Consider the following 18,976-nt stretch of genomic DNA (forward strand, 5'->3'; position numbering starts at 1 on the left):
AGTTAAATACAATGATAAAAGGTTTCGGAGGAATATTTTGGAGAACTAACAATCTTGATGTTATAAAAAAATGGTACAGTGAAGTGTTGAAGATTGAAATAGAAAATTGGAATGGGACTGTGATTAAACCTGAATTAGGAACTGAGACTATCTTTTCTTTCTTTACCGAGAATGACAGTTATTTTCCAACAGAACAACAAGTGATGTTAAATTTCCAAGTACATAATCTAAACGAGACTATTCAGCATCTTGAACATATTGGTGTACCTCTTGAAAAGAAAGAAGAGATTAGTGAATTTGGAAAGTTTATTTGGATTAAAGATCCTGAAGGTCGATTGATCGAACTTTGGGAGAAATAGTGGATTTTAATCCTTTACTATTAAGCTAACAGATGCTTTAGTTCAATAAGGTAAATAAAAAAAGTGCATCTCCGTTTATTAGACACATTCTAACAATCGGAGGTGCACTTTTTTATGTATTAACACTTCTTAGTGTTGTAAATCCGTATTTTCCTGATTCTCCCCCTTGTAGAGATTGATTACCAAAATGATTATATTCATTGAATCGTGCTTATTTACTCTAAAAGCTAGAATTAGAACCGATAATGACAGTAGCATCCAGTTCCTTGTTTCTAGCGACTTTTGTGCTAAGCCCAGCAGCAGCAAAGATTTCAAAGGCCTGAGGTGCCTGAACTTCGCTCGTCTCTATTAAAAGATGTCCATCCAAAGCTAACCAGAGTAAAGCTTCTTCTGCGACTCTTCGTAGAATGTTAAGACCATCGTCCCCTCCGTCAAGCGTTACATTTGGTTCATATAGGCGTGCCTCACGGGGGAGAAACTTTATTATTTCGGTAGGAACGTAAGGTACGTTCGCAACTAGGATATTTACATGACCCTTAAGTGAGTCTGGTAGAGCTTTATACAAGTCACCTTCAAAAGCATGACCGCCAAAATTCGTTACATTACGGCTAGCGCATTGTACTGCGATAGGGTCAATGTCAACAGAATACAATTCAACTCGTCCCAAAGCTGATGCCAGTGCGGCACCCACAGCACCTGATCCACAACATAGATCAACAATGATATCGCTAGAACGCAACAGGACCTCTGTTTGATGAACAAGGAACTCGGTACGTTTACGTGGTACAAAAACACCTCGATCCACTTCTATTCGTAGACCACAAAACTCCGTGTATCCAACAACGTATTCCAGAGGTAGACCGTTGACTCGCATTTCTACCATTTTCATAAGGTCCTCTGGAGTTAGTGCCTCTGACATAAGTAACCGGGTCTCATCTTCTGCGAAAACACAACCAGCGCTCCGAAGCTTGCTAACTATACATTTTTCTATTTTCATATCCAAAAAGAAATTTGTTTTATTCTCTATATTATCTCACCACTTTTGATAAAGTTTGTTTGTAATTCAAAATTCGTTAATAATAGCTAATATCCTTCTTCAATAATCTGGATCTTACATACAGTGAAACTTTAATCAGTGGGGGTTTTGTTCATCCCCCACCGATTATTAGCCCGCACCAATCGAGCGTTTACGGGCAGTTATCTCCCACCTAACTTCCTAGCATTCGCCGAATTTCGAGGTGGGAGTTTTACTGCCCGCAAATAGCGGGGTCACCTGTAATTTGATGGTCATATTCGTCTATGACCACCTCTTCCCTTGTATATAGAGCATTCTTTTCAATTTCAGTTCAAAATGAAATAACATTTCAATATAAAATATCAATCTACCTAGACATTATGACAACTATCTTTAATATCTGAATTTTCTATACATTAAAGGATGTTACTCAAACAACCTCGAATATTGTAATACAGTGAAACTTTAATCAGTGGGGGGTTTGTTCATCCCCCACTGATTATTAGCCCGTAAATAGCGGGATAAACATACATAAGGAGGTTGATCTATTTTGTTTCGTTCGTTTACAAATGGATGTGTTGCCCTTGTGCAACGTTTCTTGCCAGAACCGTTTATTTTATCATGTTTATTAACTGTTTTCGTTATCTTCTTCGGCATGTTTGCCACGCACCAAACACCGGTAGAAATGATCACGCACTGGGGCAATGGCATTTGGGGACTTCTCGCCTTTTCTATGCAAATGGCTCTTGTACTCGTGACAGGATCTGCTTTAGCAAATGCCCCACTTATTAAAAAAGGGTTAACGAAAGCAGCGAAACTACCGAAAACGAACGGCCAAGGTATTATCGCAATTTCAATTGTAAGTTTACTAGGAGCATACATAAACTGGGGATTTGGTATTGTTGTCTCTGTTTTATATGCAAAAGAAGTGGCAAGACAGTTAGACGGATTAGATTATAGGTTAGCAATCGCTTCTTCTTACTCCGGATTTCTCATTTGGCATGCAGGCCTTTCTGCTTCTATCCCTCTTACGTTAGCAACAGGCGGCGAAACTTTAATCAAAACGACGGCTGGAAGTATTAAAGAAGCGATTCCAATAACAGAAACGTTATTCTCACCATACGCTCTCGTTCCAGTCATTATCTTTTTAATTACGATGCCTCTCATTAATAAAGCAATGCATCCAGATGAAAAACATACGATTACAGTGGATCCAAGTGTATTCCGTGAAGAAGCTGCAGCTCAAGAAGTAGAGCAAAAAACATTCGCTGAAAAAATGGAAAATAGTATGATTATTACACTTTGCATCGGGCTATTAGGTCTTATTTATATTTTTAACTATTTTAGTACGAAAGGCTTTAACCTTACACTTGATATCGTTATTTTTATGTTATTGATTGCGGGTCTTATTTTCCACCGTACTCCGATTCAATATATTCGCGCTTTCTCTGACTCAACAAAGAGCGCTTCTGGTATTTTACTTCAGTTTCCGTTCTATGCTGGAATTATGGGCATGATGATTGGAGTAAATAGTGAAGGGCTTTCGCTTGGAGGAGCTATTTCTACTTTCTTTATTAGCATTTCAAATGAAACTACTTTCCCGCTCTTTACATTTTTAAGTGCTGGAATTGTTAATATTTTCGTTCCTTCTGGAGGCGGTCAATGGGCAGTGCAAGCACCAATTATGATTCCAGCTGGCGCTGAACTTGGTGTACCTGCTGCGAAAACAGCGATGGCCATTGCATGGGGCGATGCTTGGACAAATTTAATTCAACCTTTCTGGGCATTACCGGCATTAGCAATAGCTGGTTTAGGCGCTCGTGATATTATGGGATTTTGTGTTGTTAATTTACTTTATGCAGGATTTATCATTAGTCTGTGTTTCTTATTTATTTAAACAAAAAGCTAGTTTTATACTAGCTTTTTTACATAATAATTCATTTATTTCCCATGCAATTTATAATCATCTTCCACTCTATCTCCGTAAGATTTAATGCCTCAAATGCAAAAAAATCTTCACATATTTTTTCAATCAAATGTGGATTTTCCCTCAAGAAATTCCACTGTAATACTTTAGGAAGAAAATGTATTTCATATTCTTTACTTCCTCGTACTACCTCATCCACTTCTCTTTCACAAATCCCTCTTATTAAATAATCATTTCTTAATTGTATTTGAACTTGTTGAAACGCTTCGCTACACTTCTTCAATTGAAGTAAACACGTAATATACGTCCGAAAAAGTTCGTCATCACAATTGCAACATTTTATAATACGATCAAGTTCAGTCATAATGTATGAGCCTTTTCTTCTATTTGTAATAACCACTTTTCTCGCTTCATCATAATCCAATCCGCTGATCGATATAATAGTGCCACGTACCATAACGGTGAGTCTAACGTATTAATAACCCATGCTTTCTTTCCTTTCAATAAACCTTTCGGCAGGGCTCCTTCATATTTATAAGCAAATCCAGCTATAAAAATACGATCGATAAATCCTTTTAAAATAGCAGGCATGCCCCACCACCATATCGGATATATGAAAAGAAGAGTATCCGCTGCTTTCACTAATTCTCTATATCGCTTCGTCTCTTCTTCATATAGTAAATCCCGTCTTTTTTTCTCTTCATTAAATACAAGTACTGGATCAAATTGTTCCTTATATAAATCAAGTACCGTAACAGAATGATTTGTCTTCTGTAGTCCTTTTTGCACACGCTCTAAAATTGCCCCGTTAAAGCTTGAAGGATTAGGATGAGCGTATATAATTAGTACGTCCACTACAAAACAACTCCCTCTATAGTTAACGTTTCCCCTTCTTTAACATCTTCTCTACGATTTGTACATTTTTCGAACTTTGTAACAAACGATTTAATACTGTTAGTAACTCTTCTTTTTCTAGACCGTTCAGTTTCTCTTTAACCGTACTCTCACCAGCACCTTGAATATCATAAACAACTGCCGCCATATGCTTACAAAAATTCTCATATGGACACTCACAGCTACTTTCTGTAAAATCTTCTAGATCAATAATCACTTCATAATTCCCTGCATTCCCAGTAACAAAAGCAAATACTTTCTTATCGTGTATGTCAACATCTTCTACATGTCCCTCTTCATAATATTCATAACCTTTATCTATAATGTACTTGGGAATCCATTTCGTTATATCTTTTAATAAGTAAGCGTACATAACAACACTCCTTCCTTTAATTCCCTTTTGACTTCAAAAACCCCGCATGTTATTCTAATTACTGTCAAATAGCGAGTCTACGTGACAAAACGACTGACACCTATTCGGCGAAGGTGTCTCTTTTATTTGCAGCCGATAATGAAGTGCCTCTTTCAGGCACATTCAATCTTTGACACTACACACTCAACACCATTCCCTTGTATCAGGCTGCTTTAGCAGTCTTTTACACTACATACTTCAAAAAAAAGAGAGCCTAGCTCCCTTTTCCCGCTTTATAAAATACCCCTTTTTCAGCATAGCGATATTCATCATCAGCTAAAGTAATTTTCCCATCCAGTTTGAGTTCATCTAATAGTCTTGATAAATAAAATTGATGTAACATTTTTTTCGTGAATTTTCCTTCATGATGCGAAACGATATGTTCTTGAATATCTAACAATGATATTGGCTTATCTTGCTCTATCATATATTCATAAACTGTACTACGCAGTTTTACGTATTTTTCGAGTGTCACAGTACTTCGCAACCCCTTTCTTCTTATTATATGTTTTCGTAATCGGTTTTTTTGCAACAAAAAAACCTCTCCGATAAGAAGAAGTTACGTATATCTTCGTCTTATCTCCCAGAACAAAAATGTTCTGCTGGAATTAGCACCTGCATCGCGGTTGCTGGGTTTCATCGGGCCAGTCCCTCCACCTCTCTGGATAAGAAAATATTCACTTTATAATAAACTATACGTAATTTCATTTTAATTGTCAAATAAATATAACAAATTATATTTTTCTCCTCAGTGTTCATACTACATGTATATGAGTAAAAAAGGAGGACTATGAAATGTATCAAAACGCCCGCGGATATGTACAAGATTCTTTTCAATCATTAAAAGAAGCAAAACATTGTTTAGAAGAAGCACTACAAACAGTTGAAAAAGATTTTAATCGCGCACGTATTGAACAATCCCTTTACGCCGTAGAGCAAGCATTGCAAAGATGTGATTATACCGTTCACATTTTAGAAAAAGATTGAAAACTTCCCATCAATAGATGGGAAGTTTTTTCAAATGGCATACTTCATTATTATTGCCGTTATGATTAAAAAATATACAGAATTAACAATTTCTAAAACCCCTACTTTTAATGTAGAAATTTTTTTGCCATACAATATAATCGCTCAAATGACACTTGGTACGAATATAAGAGAACACCATGGATGGATAGCAAATACAATTACCGTCAATACAATATGATACCCCCAAGATATGAGACGATACTTCGGATTATTTTTCTCACGAATCATTGTTTTCACATAAAACGTACTTCCTAAAAAATACAAAAATGAAATAAGCGCAATGAATACTGCGGTTTTATCGATTTGCTTCATTGAAAAATAATAACTTATTAAACCACCTATACAAAACACTATAATCGCACAAATATCATTGAGTAATGCTCGTTCATTTTTTTGACGAGTGTAATACATATTTACAATAAACAATGGAATCATTAATACTGCGAATAAAAGAATCCGCCATTCATATAATAAAGAAATCATCCCAAATACGAGTGCAATAATAGAATACACCATTGCATTGTGTAGCAATTCTTTTTTTCGTCTTTGCCTTATGTACATGAGAAATGGATACGTAGCTAAATAGATAAAGAACCACGCTAAAAACAGTGGGATATGATAGAAAGTAGGGTTCCCAAGTATGACACTTAATAGAAATGGTATAACAAGCATGGCCCATGCACCGTGCTGCTTCGGAATAACTAACTTCATTAACTATACACCTCCTCTTTGAAAATAATTCTCACCTAATATTATACAAATATTTTTATATAATAGCTGACTTATATTGGATCTATTTTTTGACAATAAAAAAATGCTCCTTACAATATGTAAGAAGCATGAAAGAGGCAAACGAATATGTAAGTCGCGACCCTACCTTATATGAGTATGCTTTTCTATGTCACCTTATGCTCATCTAATATACCATATTTCTTTTTAAATCTTGTGAGGATCGTAATCCATGAAGTGCTAAATAACAGAAGGAAAATAACATTCGATATCGCATGACTAAGATCGAAAGAAAAACTTGCGACATAGTAAGCAATAACTGTTTCCCACGTTGCTTCCTGTATAAAACCGAGAAGACCCCAGAAATTCATAATCCAACCAAATAAAAATCCAACGACGAATCCGTACAACAGTCTTCCCCACAGTTTTTTCATCAAAAATGTATTTCGGAGTAATCCCGCTATAAAACCGATCATACCCCAAGAGAACATTTGCCACGGCGTCCACGGACCTTGACCTAAAAAGATGTTAGACACGATAGCTGCCGTTGCCCCAATCATAAAGCCAGTTTCGCTCCCAAATACAATTGCAGAAACGATAATAACAAACGAAGTCGGTTGTACACTCGGTAATATCGAAAATGGTACCCGGCTAACTGCTGCGATCGCCGCTAACACAGCAACGATAACAATTTCACGTGAAACAAACGCCTTCCTTTCAAAACGGATATAGAAAGGTAACATAATGATAGCTAATAAAAACAAACTACTTAACATGTAATAACCGTCCATGATAAGTGTAGTAAAGAGTAATGTGCCTATTATTACTATAAAAATACAAATTATGAATGCAACATATCGTTTGGACACGCTTCGTACACATCCTCCCACGTTAATGCAAACGGTAACTCTTTACGGATGAATCGATTAATAGATGTTGTATAAAAGAAGTTACCACTAAAGAACTCTTTCGGTGCATCATTCATAATAACTTTCCCATCAAATAACATCATGCATTGATCTACATATTTTGCTGCAAATTCAATATCATGCGTTGCCATTACAATTGTTGTACCTTCTTTTTGCAACTGTTTAAACAGCTCTCCTACTCTTTCCTTTTTCCATGGATCTAGTCCCTTTGTCGGCTCATCGAGTAATAATAAAGTTGGCTTTGATAATAACGTTGTACATAATGCTAGTAATTGCTGCTCTCCGCCGCTACAATCATGTGGATGGCGCTCTTTAAGTGAATCTAACCAGAACTTTTTCAACATTTCTTCTGCTATTACTTTTCCCTCTTCACCATATAATTCATTAGCACGCTCATAAACCTCTTCCCATACTGTATCAAATGTAAAATGATAATACGGATGTTGCGATACATACCCTATACTTTTAAATCGTTCTTTCGAATCAATTTTATGTATCACTTTTCCATTCCACTTTACCTTACCTCTTCTAGCTTTTTGCAATCCTGCTAAAATCGTTAACAGTGTAGACTTCCCAGTTCCGTTTTTCCCAACTAGAGCTGTCCATTTTCCTTTTTCGATGTTTACTGTTAAATCTCGCAAAATAAGTGGACTATTTTTCTCATATTGAAAAGATATATGTTCTGCACTTAAAATCACTTCTTGCTTTTCACATTGTTCTACTTGCCCATTCCTATATGATATCGCTGAAAAATCATTCATTTTCATTTGCGCTTCTCGTACTGTAAACGGAATATCTTCTACATTCCATTCTAAAAACAATCTTGGAATTTGTGGAATGAATGGATGGAACTTTTCTACTTCCCACATGTTCGCTATCACACTTTTAGAAGTACCATCATAAATGATTCTGCCATTATCCATACAAACAACACGTGTTGCGAGCGGTATAACTTCATCTAAACGATGTTCACTTAAAACTATCGTAATTCCAAGTTCTTCATTAATACGTTTTAACAATCCTAAAAACTCTTTTGCAGCAATCGGATCTAGCTGCGCTGTCGGTTCATCCAGTAATAGTAGCTTCGGCTGCATGACTAATACTGCCGCTAAATTTACTAGTTGTTTTTGACCACCAGATAACGTATGAACAGATTGGTGCAATAAATCTTGAAATCCTAAAAAGCTAATGAGTTCCGCTATTCTTTTTTGAATAATATGTGATGGTAACCCGATATTTTCTAAAGAGAATGCTAATTCTTGAATAACTGTATCCATTACGAGCTGATTTTCTGGATTTTGAAATACCATACCAATTTCTTGTGCAGATAATAAATCTGGTACATCTTCTAATAAAACACCCTCATAATATGTATGCCCAGAACGTGTACCAATTGGAAGTAACTCCTTTTTAAAATGTTTCAATAAAGTTGTCTTCCCAGATCCTGAACCACCAGCAAGTACTATAAATTCTCCTTTTTGAACAGAAAGAGAAATATGCTGTAACGCGTATTCATTTTCATCAGCATATATAAATGATAAATTCTTTATTTCTGCATGCGCCACCATATCCATTCCCTTCCTTCCATCATAATTGGTAAACTAACAAACATCATAAATAATAAAAACATCATTCCATCGTATTGCTGGAATAGTATTGATTCCACTTTCGGATAGATGATTAATTTCCCTCCTCCATAATAACTAAATATGAATGAGGCTATAAATAGAATACTTAAATAACTTAGCGTGTACCAATCGCGTCTTTCCATTCTATACCGAATATAAGTCGTACGTTTTGTTACACCAAATCCACGAGCTTGCATAGAATCTGCTGTTTGTAGTGCATCTTCTAACGAACAAACTAATAACACTTGCAGTAATTTCATCCCATTTTTTATACGCTCAATGAGTGAACCTGAATCTAATTGCACACCTTTCGTTTTTTGGACGAGTGTAATTTTCTTTAACCGCCTAATAAACAAAGGAACAAACCTCACTGTAATCATCGTTAACAATGCTACTTTCGGTGAAATTCTGGAAAATAAATATAAAAATTTATGACTCGAAATAATATCATTATACGAAGCAAACGTAAACATAATTGCAACTAATAATAATCCCATAACAAGTCCATACATACAGGCCTCAAGCTTAATCCGGCTATCTCCTAACCAAAATAACGTAGTCGCTCCTCTATGTGTTAATAAAGAGTTAAATAAAATAACCATCAAAAAGAACACGATAGTACTAGGTAGCATCTTTCTTATTTTATCGCCATTCCCTTGTACTATATTTAAAATTACTATTAGTATAATCGCTCCAATTAAAAAAAGAGGATGAAGACACATCATACATAGTATCATCACCCCAATATAATAGAAAAAATTCACAAAAGGATGTAAAGAAGAAAAGCTTATTTTCATAGTCCTTTACCGAAGATCCTTTCCTATTTTAATACAAACACCCACTCGATTGTATCTCCTGGTTTTACTTTCACTACACCAGCACTATAGTTTGGAAAAGCACCGTTCACACGATATTTCCATCCACTAGTTTCAGTAATATCTTTTTCATATAAATCATTAATACCTTTTACATAAATATCACCTTTAGATCCCATTACATCAAGCTCTAGCCCTGTGCTCTTTAGCACACTATAAACAGTGTCACCTTCTTGTACATCAACCTTCTTCGCACCTAATATATATCCTTCATGTCCTTTTACGGAGATAGTAACTTGTTTAGGTTTTGGTATTATTGGATCTGGCACTGGCGGTACTGGATCTGGTACCGGTGTTGGGGGAGCTGGTACAGTTACTTTTTGACCTTTATTTGGATCTTCTTTTTGCTCCTGCTTTGGTGTTTCTTTTGGCTGATTAACAACCTTTGCTTCTTCTTTTTCTTCTGGCGCTTTCTGCGGCTGAGGTTTCTCTTCTTGTACTTTTTGTTGTTCCGGTTGTTTATTTGCAGCAGGCTGTTCCTTTGGTTGCTCTTCTTTCTTTACTTCCGGTTGTGCCTGCGCTTTTTCTTCTTTTTGTTTCTCTTCTACTTTCTGTTCTTGTTTATCTTTCTGCTCTTCTTGTTGTTTCTCTTCCGGTTTCGGTACATCTTTTTGTTCTTCCTGTTTCGCTACTTCTTTTTGCTCTTCTTGCTTCGGTTCTGCCTTCTTCTCAGGCTTTACAGCCGTTTCTTCACATCCGGCTAATAATCCCAATGAAAGAACTAAAGAAATGAACCATTTCATCTTACTCATGCTGTCCCTCACCTTTCATAATAAAATTAGGAGCAAATGATTGCTCCTAATTTTTGTTAAGCTGCTTTACGTCTCCATAATACATATGCAGAAGCAATACATAATACACCCATACCTACTTCTGTTGCTGCACTATGAGAAGATGCTCCTGTTTGTGGTAATTGATTCTTATTCTTGCTTGTTTCTTTATTAACTCGTTCGTTATCTACAACAACTTTCAGATTTTCATCTTTTGGTTGTTTTTGTAACTGTTCTTGTTGTTTCGGCTGTTCTACAACTTCTTTTTCTTCTACAGTTGTCTCTGGCTCTACAATTGGTTTCGTATCGATTTCATTCTCTACTACATTTGACCAATCATAAATCGATTTTCCAAGATCTTTAAACTGAAGTAAAGCTAAAAATGCTTGCTCTGTAGCCATTCCGCTACCTTTTTGATCACTCGGTAACCATTTGAACTCACCATTTGGAAGCTGGTATGACATTAAATTTTGTACTGCTTTATTAAGACGATCGTGATCTACATCTTTAACTAGCGATAGTCCCATAATTGCTTGTGCAGTACTATTAGAATTCTCTCGTCCATCAGCGGCAAAACCACCATTACCTAGCTGCTGCTTGTATAAATAATCAACAGCTTTTTGGATAGCTGGCTTTACATCTGTTTGATCTTGATAAGGAGCTAATGCAGCTAATACCATACTTGTTACATCAACGCTACTAGCACTTTCTTTACTACTTGAACTATCATACGTCCAGCCACCGTCTGTATGCTGTGACTGTAAAAGTGCTTGTACTAAAGTAGTTCGATTCCATTTCGCTTCAACTGGAACCTCATATTTCTTTGTATCTAATGCAAGTAATGTAAATGCGTATCCTGTAACAGAATTCACTTTATCTGATTCAAATAAATTTTGTACTAAATTTTGTCCCTCTACCTTTGTAGGATCTACATTCATTGCATTCATCATAATAATCGTTCTAGCTAAATCTGTTGCTGAAAAACGATTTAAACGCTTCTTAACCTTTTCAGCTACTGGCTGAACATAGCTTATTTTCGTTTCAAGTGGAATATTTACACCTGAACGAGCGAGTCCAATCGCAACCCAATCACTACCAATTCCATCTTGTAACATCTTTTCTGACGTTTTAGAAATTGCTTCATTTAATTGTGCTACTGGAATTTCAACTTTCTCTTGCTTTGGTTGTTCTGTTGTTTTATCTTCTGATTTTGGTTCTTCTGTTTTACCGTCTGGTTTTTCTGTTTTCGGTTCTTCTGGTTTTGGTTCCTCTGTTTTACCATCTGGTTTTTCTGTTTTCGGTTCCTCTGGTTTCGGTTCCTCTGTCTTTGGCTCTTCTACAGTTTTGCAAGTTCCAAATTTATCCAGCGTTTGTTGCAATGTTTCTTGACTCATATTGCTCCAGTCTGCAACGTAACGAAATGCAACAACATCCCCAGACTCTAATTTATAACTATCCGCACCAACTTCTGCAGATTGGTCATTTACATCATATAACCAACCGCTCGTTGCTCCGGCCATTAATCCATCGATACCCTTTATATACGTTCCAAATGACATATTTTCAGATGTTACCTTGTCACCCATGACTTTTTGTAGCAAACTAAAAGCTGTTTCTCCATCTTCAATGGAAACTTCTTTTGGACATAACATAATTCCTTTTTGTGATTCACCAATAATTGCAAGTTTCGCTGTCTTTCCTTCAGCAAACGTAATATGTACTGTATTCGTAAAAGAAACAAATACAAGTGCCACTGCCATTAATGATGTAAGCAGCCATTTCTTTAACATTGCCATCCCAAAATTTCCTCCCTTTACTAACATTTACACAAAAAAAGACCCTTTAAGGGCGTGTGATTGACACTCTCTTTTTGTAAGTGTCGAACAAAATACACAACACCTCCTACCCGCATTATTCGCGTCTATATTTGTATAGGAAAAATAATTTCGTTTATGAACGCACCATTGTGATAACATTCACTTTTCTAGGCAAAATTTAATCCCTTTTCAAGTTATCGTAAACACGATAAACCTATACATTCTGCAAATTTTGATTTTCTGTATTATTTTACTATTGACAAAGATTTTTGTCCATGATTTATCAGATTTATTTTCTAAGAATAATAGATTAATAAGCTTCCATTAATAGAAGTCATCCCTCACTATGAAAGCTTTTATCACTAACAATAATCCCATCTTCATCTACATAAACATATTCATTCGGCTTCCATTCAACTTCACCAAATTGCACCGGAATATTTCTTTCTCCTTTTCCTTCTTTTACACTTCTATTTGGCATCGTCCCTAATGCTAAAATACCAATATTAATATTTTTTAGATCCATAGAATCACGAACATACCCATTTACAATAATTCCTGCTAAGTTTCTTTCTTCCGCAATAGCTGCTAAATTATCACCAAGTAACGCACAATTTTTAGAAGCTCCGCCATCAACCACTAATACTGTTCCTTCCGGCAGTGTTTGTAACCCCTCTTTTACTAGTACATTATCATCCTTCACTTTTACTGTTGCGATTTTCCCATAGAATTGTTCTTTCTTTCCATAAGATTGAAAAGACTGGCGACATATTTGTAATTCCTGTTCAAATTCATCACATAGATCCGTAGTTTTCCACATCTCTTTCCCTCTTTTCTTTTCCTTTTATATTACATATTCTTGGATTTTTTTCGTTTCCCTGTCTAATGTTGCAATAATTTGTATGTGCAGAAAAAGGATAGAAAAACTATTGCCTTAAGAAGCTACCTTTATTATAATCTATTTCACAGATAAATTTCAGAATATTAAAAATTAACAAAGTGAAAGGGAGGGGTTCTATGCAATTACAGACCGAGGCAAAAAAACAGCCTAGTAAACGAAAGTTTAAAATGCCTGACGCGTACGTACTACTATTTTTTATTGCCTTACTTTGTGCCATTGCTACATATTTCGTTCCTGCTGGAGAGTTTAAAAGAGTTACAAACGGTACTGTTACAACGACAATACCAGGAAGTTATCATTCTGTTCCACAATCGCCGGTAGGATTTCTTTCTTTTTTTACTGCTATTGAAAAAGGAATGACACTTGCTGCTCCTATCATCTTTTTAATTTTATTTACGGGTGGAGCTATTGCGATTCTTGAAAAAACAGGTGCTCTTGACGGTTTAATCTATCATGTGATTAACAAATTTCGTAATCAGCAATTACTTTTCATTTGTATTGTCGCCGCACTCTTTTCTATTCTCGGGACGACTGGCATTATCGTTAACTCAGTTATCGGCTTTATCCCCATCGGCATCATCGTTGCACGCACATTAAAATGGGACGCTATCGTCGGCGTAGCAATTATTTATTTAGGCACTTATGCTGGTTTTAATGCTACTATATTATCTCCCTCACCTTTAGGCATTTCACAAAAAATCGCAGAACTTCCGATGTTTTCAGGGATTGGTTTACGCACAGCAATCTATGTTTCTTTTTTAATTGCCACCATTTTGTATATTAATTGGTATGTAAAACGCTTAAAAAAATCGAATAAAGGAAGCATACTCGGAGATAACTGGTTTCCAAGTAACGCTCTTTCAAGTGAGAAAGAAACAGAGAAAACAGAAGTTCCTTGGACAATGCGCCATAAATTAATTTTACTCGTTTCAGCTTTATCATTACTTGTATTTTTAATAGGAGCTTTTCGGCTACATTGGACGGATGCAGAAATGACCGCTACTTTTATTTTCATAGCAATTACAGCTGGAATAATAGGTGGCATGAAAGCGAACGATATCGCTTCTACTTTTCTAGCAGGCTGTCAAAATCTCATCTACGGTGCTTTGATCGTCGGAATGGCTCGTTGTATTTCAGTCATTTTAGAACAAGGCAAATTACTTGATACAATCGTTAACCAACTCGCACAGTCTCTCGAAGGACATAGCCCTGTATTTGGGGTTATCGGTATGTATGTAAGTAGTGCCGCATTACATTTCCTCATTTCATCCGGGACAGGAGAATCTGTTATTTTCATTCCGATATTAGCTCCATTAGCTGATTTCATGCATATTACACGCCAAGTTACAGTACAGGCTGTTATGCTTGGCGAAGGTGTTGTGAACTGCCTCAACCCAACTTCCGGTGTTTTAATGGGCGTTCTCGCAGCGAGTGGCATTTCTTATGGAAAATGGATTCGATTTATGGCTCCACTTGCATTCATTTGGTTTATCATCGGACTTATTTTTCTTATTGTTGGCGTGAATATTGAGTGGGGACCGTACTAAAAGACTCATATTATACTTAACTTGATAAAATATCTATTCTATTCTCCAATCCTATAAAAATCACTTATTCTAGTATAGATATAAACAGGGATTGACCATAGTGATCAATCCCTTCTCTCGAAGTAAAATACCTTTAAGTATTTTACTTCCAAATTTTATTTACCCATTCAGGATGATCAATAAAAGGATTGCGATTATGTTGATATTTTGTAAAAATCACTTCATTACGCTTTCGCTCTAAATCATCGACAGGGTCTTGTTCATTCCATTTTAGTAAAACAGATAGTTTCCCCATGTATGGATCTTTATTGTTATTGACCTTTTCATTTAGTTCTAAGTCTATTTCGCCGTTATCTCCTTCGTAACGAACAGCCATGTAAAACAGCATTCTAGCGATATCTCCTTTTACACTATCACGAGGTTCCCAAGAATCACTATCATATTTACATTCTGTCGCTTCCGAATGATTCATACCACCATTATCAAAATCCAGATTTCCACGTGAACTATTTACAGATACATCCGTCGCTCTTAAATGATGCAAATCTGTTCCAGGTCCTGCAGCCGTTCCAAAATCACCGTGAGATTTTGCCCAAACATGCTCTCGGTTCCAGTTATTAACTCCTGAACCATTCGTAAATTTCCCTTGCGAACGCCCAGTATATAAGAGCAACACATTATTTTTATTATTTGGATCTTCATCAGTATCTCTTAGCGCTTCCCAAACCGCACTGTATGATATCTTTGTATGATTATCAATAACATTATGAAGTTCCTTCTTTAATTCTAAACCCGTTTTTCCTATAGCGTTATTATAATATGTATCGTCATAGTTTTTTACAGTAACCTCTTGTGCTGAAAACGTATCTACTTGTGGAGATGCTGAAACTACTTCACCATGTATGATATCTGTGAATGATAGAGATGCTGAACCTAAAATAAAAAATGAAGATAGTGTAACCATAGCAAGTTTTGTGTTTCGGAACTTCATATACCCATTTCCCCTTTAAAATATAATTTGAAGTCATTCACTAAAAATGTTCTCCCTAAAACTACGAAAACGTTTAAAACTCCATTCCCCTTCTCTTTTTATTTAATACAAAACCCTATTCAGTCTGTATCATTTCCACACTTTTGGTTTATCTACTTTTCAAAAAAATTCACTTTTCACAAGGAACATCCTTCTCTAGTAAAGATTATTAAACTATTCTTTACAATTAAAAAGTAGTTTAATGTTAACTTATAATTTTCAATTTTTTTATGCAATTATGCATATTTAATAAATTGTTCAAAAAACATTTTGAATAAAAATCATTCAAAGAAAACCGTGCAACAAAACAGATAGAGTCTAGGACAGAAATAGTACAAATCAAGATAATAGCTCGACTTTTCCTTTTTCCATAACTGTCTTTATTTTTTGTATAAAACTCTTCCTCCTCTGAAGAATAAGTACAAAAATAGATTGGATACCATGTAGGCACCAATCCATTTTAATTAAAGAAACTGTGTTAATTCTGCATTCACAACCCGTTGTGCAGTAATGATAACACTTTCAGTTGTTATTCCATAAACACTATATAGCCCACCCGGTTGATTAGGAACAATTTGAACTTCATATTCAAATGCTTGTCCAAAAGCAGGATGAACTAAACTTAGAGTTTCAATAGTAGAAGCATTAGAATTCACATTGAAATTCACCTGTTCAATTAATACTATTGAACCGTCAAGTCTAAAAACTCTAGCTACTCCAGTAAGTGGGCCAGCAGTACGGTTAAGGATTTTCACCCTAACTCTATTTGCATTAGCAGGTTGATTTCCCAAGTTTTCAATAGGACCTGTAGTAAAAGCCATATTACATTCACCTCCATTACATTATTACAATATTCAACGTTATACATTAACGCTATAAACTAATTACTCAATTCTTTCTAAATAAAAAAGCTCATTTCTTATATTTTTTAATAAGAAACAAGCTTTTCTTTTTCAACTATCATTCCTAAGATAAATCTATCTGTCCCGGAAACTTTTGGAGCTAATTGACGTTTATGTTGAGCATAAAACTACTTCTATTTATTTGGCATCGAATCTATATACTTTTTAACTACTTCATATACATATTCTTGATTTGCCGCTGCTGTATTTGGGTTGTATTTTCCGCCGTTTGTTTTATTGTTAGATAATACTCTAATTCCTAAAAATGGTACGTCATAAGCTTTTGCGATTTGCGCTGCGGCAGCGCCTTCCATTTCTTCTACAGATGTACCGTATTTTGTATGGAACCACTTAATTCTATCAACTTCATTATTCCAAACGTCTGCTGAACCTATCGTACCTTCAACCACTTTACCTTTTGTATATTTATCCTTTACTGCATTAGCTGCTGCAAGTAAATCCTTATCTCCCTCGTAGTATCGGATTTTCTCAGCATTTGGATCTTCTCCTGCACTTCCTTCAGAAGCCATTAAGTCCATAGATATCCATTTTGCCGGCTCAATTCCTTGATTCTCATCCATATTTGTTGTTTTTAATGAACCTATATTCGCGACTTTTTTTCCTAAAACAATATCAAATACATTTAAATTAGGATCATGTCCACCTGATGTTCCTTGGTTAATAATCGCTATAGGCTTATATTTTTCAATAGCCACTGCTGTAGCGGCTGCTGTATTTTCCATTCCTTTACCTGTTTTCGCAACGATTACAGGATAATTGTCTACAGTTCCTTTATAAAATACAAAACTCCCAGATTTTTCTTCTTTCACATTTTTTAACCTTTTTGCAAATTTTTCAGCTTCTATCGGCATTGGACCTTGAATTAAGATAGGGTTTTGATTGCTTTTTGCCTCTGCTACTTGTTTTGGACTAGCACTACATCCTGCAAGTATTGAGAATGATAATGCGATAGTAGTTGCTAGGGCACCATATTTTTTCAACAGATTGTTCTTCATAAATAATCTCTCCTCTTTCTCTTGTTGTTTTCTATACTCAAGGTTTTGGTCCAAAGAAAAAAGTTCTAGAAACTGTAGAAGACTCTCTACTTTCTAGAACTACGATAGTCAAAGTTAATTAAGCAAAAGATAAAACAAATGCAAAATTATAAATCGGTAGCACTCATTACATAGAACGACCGAATACTTTAACCCGTAGTCCAGTTCTTTCATTGGGAACTAGGTAGAAACGCTCGGACCATATTACCGAGTATATACGAGTGATGATATTTAAAATTATTATATGGATAATATAACAAACTATTAATCCACACGCAATAAAAACATGAACATTTTTTGTTAACACTTAAAAAACGTTCGTTTTTTAAGTGTTAAATCAATAGAAAATCCTATTTTCATAATACATTATACCGAAAAAAATATAACCTAAACTAGATTAACCCCCAACAACCACCCCAAAATAAAAAGAAGCTCCATAAAACTAGAACCTCTTTCTCTATGTATATTTACTTTGTTACCTCACCAAACTGCGCTCTCGTCACTTTCGCCAAGTCATCAACTTTCAGCTCAATTTGTATACCGATTTTCCCGCCGCTTACTATCATCGTTTCAAGTATTTGTGCGCTCTCATCAATGCATGTAGAAAATAATTTCTTCATTCCGACCGGTGAACAACCGCCGCGAATATACCCTGAAACTTTCGTAATATCTTTAACAGGAATCATTTCAATCTTCTTTTCACTTACTGCTTTTGCGGCTGCTTTTAAATTTAGTTCCTCATCTACTGGAATGATAAAAACATGATAATTTTTACTATTCCCTTGAGCGATTAACGTTTTATATACTTCTCTCACTTCTCGTCCAATTTTCTCGGCAACTGATACGCCATCAATTTTCCCATCGTCCGGATCATATGACATCATCGAATATTCAATTTTTTCTTTATCTAATATTCGCATCGCATTTGTTTTATCTTTTTTCATGAGCTTCTCCTTTTAATACATAGAAATTTATTTCACATCATTAATTTTCCTTTTATTATACACCTTTTTCAAATTCTCCTACAAAACTTCACATATTGTTCAATTTAAAGTAAAACTTTAATTATTAGGTTTTGACTCTAAACATCCTCAACTTAAAGGTACTAAGAGAGCAAAAAGAAAACCGACTCTTACCTTCAAATAAAAGGCTTGATG

Annotated in this window: 19 protein-coding genes, 1 pseudogene and 2 riboswitches; of the genes and pseudogenes, 4 read left to right on the plus strand and 16 right to left on the minus strand. The window is 35.4% G+C overall.

Annotated features, from left to right (window positions below; genetic code table 11):
• Positions 1–11: 11 nt before the first annotated feature.
• The gene (locus tag LUS72_RS15960) at positions 12–359 is read left to right on the plus strand and encodes a VOC family protein (RefSeq protein WP_097833162.1); all 348 of its coding nucleotides are present in this window, start codon (positions 12–14) and stop codon (positions 357–359) included.
• A gap of 220 nt (positions 360–579) precedes the next feature.
• On the opposite strand, the gene LUS72_RS15965 is transcribed toward LUS72_RS15960, so the two are convergent.
• Positions 580–1,356 (minus strand): putative protein N(5)-glutamine methyltransferase, encoded by a 777-nt coding sequence (locus tag LUS72_RS15965; RefSeq protein WP_264449067.1) that lies wholly within the window; start codon positions 1,354–1,356, stop codon positions 580–582.
• Positions 1,357–1,924: 568 nt separating this feature from the next.
• Here LUS72_RS15965 and LUS72_RS15970 point away from each other — a divergent pair.
• The gene (locus LUS72_RS15970) at positions 1,925–3,271 is read left to right on the plus strand and encodes a short-chain fatty acid transporter (RefSeq protein WP_097833163.1); all 1,347 of its coding nucleotides are present in this window, start codon (positions 1,925–1,927) and stop codon (positions 3,269–3,271) included.
• A 40-nt stretch (positions 3,272–3,311) separates the two neighbouring features.
• Here the strand turns inward: LUS72_RS15970 and LUS72_RS15975 are convergent, their stop codons facing one another.
• The 4 genes from LUS72_RS15975 to LUS72_RS15990 all read right to left on the minus strand — a co-directional run bounded on the left by LUS72_RS15975 (position 3,312) and on the right by LUS72_RS15990 (position 5,142).
• Complete coding sequence (locus LUS72_RS15975) at positions 3,312–3,665, minus strand: group-specific protein (protein ID WP_141533424.1); 354 nt, start codon at positions 3,663–3,665, stop codon at positions 3,312–3,314.
• Positions 3,662–4,156: an NAD(P)H-dependent oxidoreductase gene (locus tag LUS72_RS15980; protein ID WP_264447164.1), complete on the minus strand. Its 495-nt coding sequence runs from the start codon at positions 4,154–4,156 to the stop codon at positions 3,662–3,664. The genes LUS72_RS15975 and LUS72_RS15980 overlap by 4 nt, the downstream gene beginning before the upstream one ends.
• Before the next feature lie 22 nt (positions 4,157–4,178).
• On the minus strand, positions 4,179–4,568 hold the full coding sequence (locus tag LUS72_RS15985; RefSeq protein ID WP_097833165.1) for an SWIM zinc finger family protein: 390 nt from the start codon (positions 4,566–4,568) through the stop codon (positions 4,179–4,181).
• 253 nt (positions 4,569–4,821) lie between these two features.
• Positions 4,822–5,142: a hypothetical protein gene (locus LUS72_RS15990; RefSeq protein ID WP_002110869.1), complete on the minus strand. Its 321-nt coding sequence runs from the start codon at positions 5,140–5,142 to the stop codon at positions 4,822–4,824.
• Positions 5,143–5,180: 38 nt separating this feature from the next.
• A riboswitch (SAM riboswitch) is annotated at positions 5,181–5,279 on the minus strand.
• 123 nt (positions 5,280–5,402) lie between these two features.
• Between LUS72_RS15990 and LUS72_RS15995 the strand changes: the two genes are divergently transcribed.
• Positions 5,403–5,594, plus strand: coding sequence for a hypothetical protein (locus LUS72_RS15995; RefSeq protein ID WP_071744158.1), 192 nt, complete (start codon positions 5,403–5,405; stop codon positions 5,592–5,594).
• Positions 5,595–5,624: 30 nt separating this feature from the next.
• On the opposite strand, the pseudogene LUS72_RS16000 reads toward LUS72_RS15995, so the two are convergent.
• The 7 genes and pseudogenes from LUS72_RS16000 to rraA all read right to left on the minus strand — a co-directional run bounded on the left by LUS72_RS16000 (position 5,625) and on the right by rraA (position 13,204).
• Positions 5,625–6,347 (minus strand): annotated as a pseudogene (locus LUS72_RS16000) (YwiC-like family protein).
• A gap of 185 nt (positions 6,348–6,532) precedes the next feature.
• Positions 6,533–7,234: an ECF transporter S component gene (locus tag LUS72_RS16005; protein WP_097833166.1), complete on the minus strand. Its 702-nt coding sequence runs from the start codon at positions 7,232–7,234 to the stop codon at positions 6,533–6,535.
• On the minus strand, positions 7,207–8,868 hold the full coding sequence (locus LUS72_RS16010; protein WP_141533423.1) for an ABC transporter ATP-binding protein: 1,662 nt from the start codon (positions 8,866–8,868) through the stop codon (positions 7,207–7,209). The genes LUS72_RS16005 and LUS72_RS16010 overlap by 28 nt, the downstream gene beginning before the upstream one ends.
• On the minus strand, positions 8,841–9,719 hold the full coding sequence (locus LUS72_RS16015) for an energy-coupling factor transporter transmembrane component T (RefSeq protein ID WP_097833168.1): 879 nt from the start codon (positions 9,717–9,719) through the stop codon (positions 8,841–8,843). Before LUS72_RS16015 ends, LUS72_RS16010 begins: the two co-directional genes overlap by 28 nt.
• A 23-nt stretch (positions 9,720–9,742) precedes the next feature.
• Complete coding sequence (locus LUS72_RS16020) at positions 9,743–10,549, minus strand: DUF4430 domain-containing protein (RefSeq protein WP_097833169.1); 807 nt, start codon at positions 10,547–10,549, stop codon at positions 9,743–9,745.
• A 56-nt stretch (positions 10,550–10,605) separates the two neighbouring features.
• Positions 10,606–12,363, minus strand: coding sequence for a DUF4430 domain-containing protein (locus LUS72_RS16025; protein WP_264447179.1), 1,758 nt, complete (start codon positions 12,361–12,363; stop codon positions 10,606–10,608).
• Positions 12,364–12,718: 355 nt separating this feature from the next.
• On the minus strand, positions 12,719–13,204 hold the full coding sequence (gene rraA / locus LUS72_RS16030; RefSeq protein WP_097833171.1) for a ribonuclease E activity regulator RraA: 486 nt from the start codon (positions 13,202–13,204) through the stop codon (positions 12,719–12,721).
• Positions 13,205–13,401: 197 nt separating this feature from the next.
• On the opposite strand from rraA, the gene LUS72_RS16035 reads away from it, so the two are divergent.
• Positions 13,402–14,832 (plus strand): YfcC family protein, encoded by a 1,431-nt coding sequence (locus tag LUS72_RS16035; RefSeq protein ID WP_097833172.1) that lies wholly within the window; start codon positions 13,402–13,404, stop codon positions 14,830–14,832.
• A 142-nt stretch (positions 14,833–14,974) separates the two neighbouring features.
• On the opposite strand, the gene LUS72_RS16040 is transcribed toward LUS72_RS16035, so the two are convergent.
• The 4 genes from LUS72_RS16040 to ybaK form a co-directional block, all read right to left on the minus strand.
• Positions 14,975–15,823 (minus strand): endonuclease I family protein, encoded by an 849-nt coding sequence (locus LUS72_RS16040; protein ID WP_264447184.1) that lies wholly within the window; start codon positions 15,821–15,823, stop codon positions 14,975–14,977.
• Positions 15,824–16,326: 503 nt separating this feature from the next.
• Positions 16,327–16,683: an ATPase gene (locus LUS72_RS16045; RefSeq protein ID WP_264447187.1), complete on the minus strand. Its 357-nt coding sequence runs from the start codon at positions 16,681–16,683 to the stop codon at positions 16,327–16,329.
• A 215-nt stretch (positions 16,684–16,898) separates the two neighbouring features.
• Positions 16,899–17,780, minus strand: a complete 882-nt coding sequence (locus tag LUS72_RS16050) for a 5'-methylthioadenosine/S-adenosylhomocysteine nucleosidase (RefSeq protein WP_097833174.1) — start codon at positions 17,778–17,780, stop codon at positions 16,899–16,901.
• Positions 17,781–17,956: 176 nt separating this feature from the next.
• Positions 17,957–18,060, minus strand: a riboswitch (purine riboswitch).
• Positions 18,061–18,286: 226 nt separating this feature from the next.
• Positions 18,287–18,763, minus strand: coding sequence for a Cys-tRNA(Pro) deacylase (gene ybaK / locus LUS72_RS16055; protein ID WP_097833175.1), 477 nt, complete (start codon positions 18,761–18,763; stop codon positions 18,287–18,289).
• Positions 18,764–18,976: the final 213 nt, after the last annotated feature.

The organism is Bacillus cereus, assembly GCF_025917685.1.
GTDB classification, from domain to species: domain Bacteria; phylum Bacillota; class Bacilli; order Bacillales; family Bacillaceae_G; genus Bacillus_A; species Bacillus_A cereus_AT.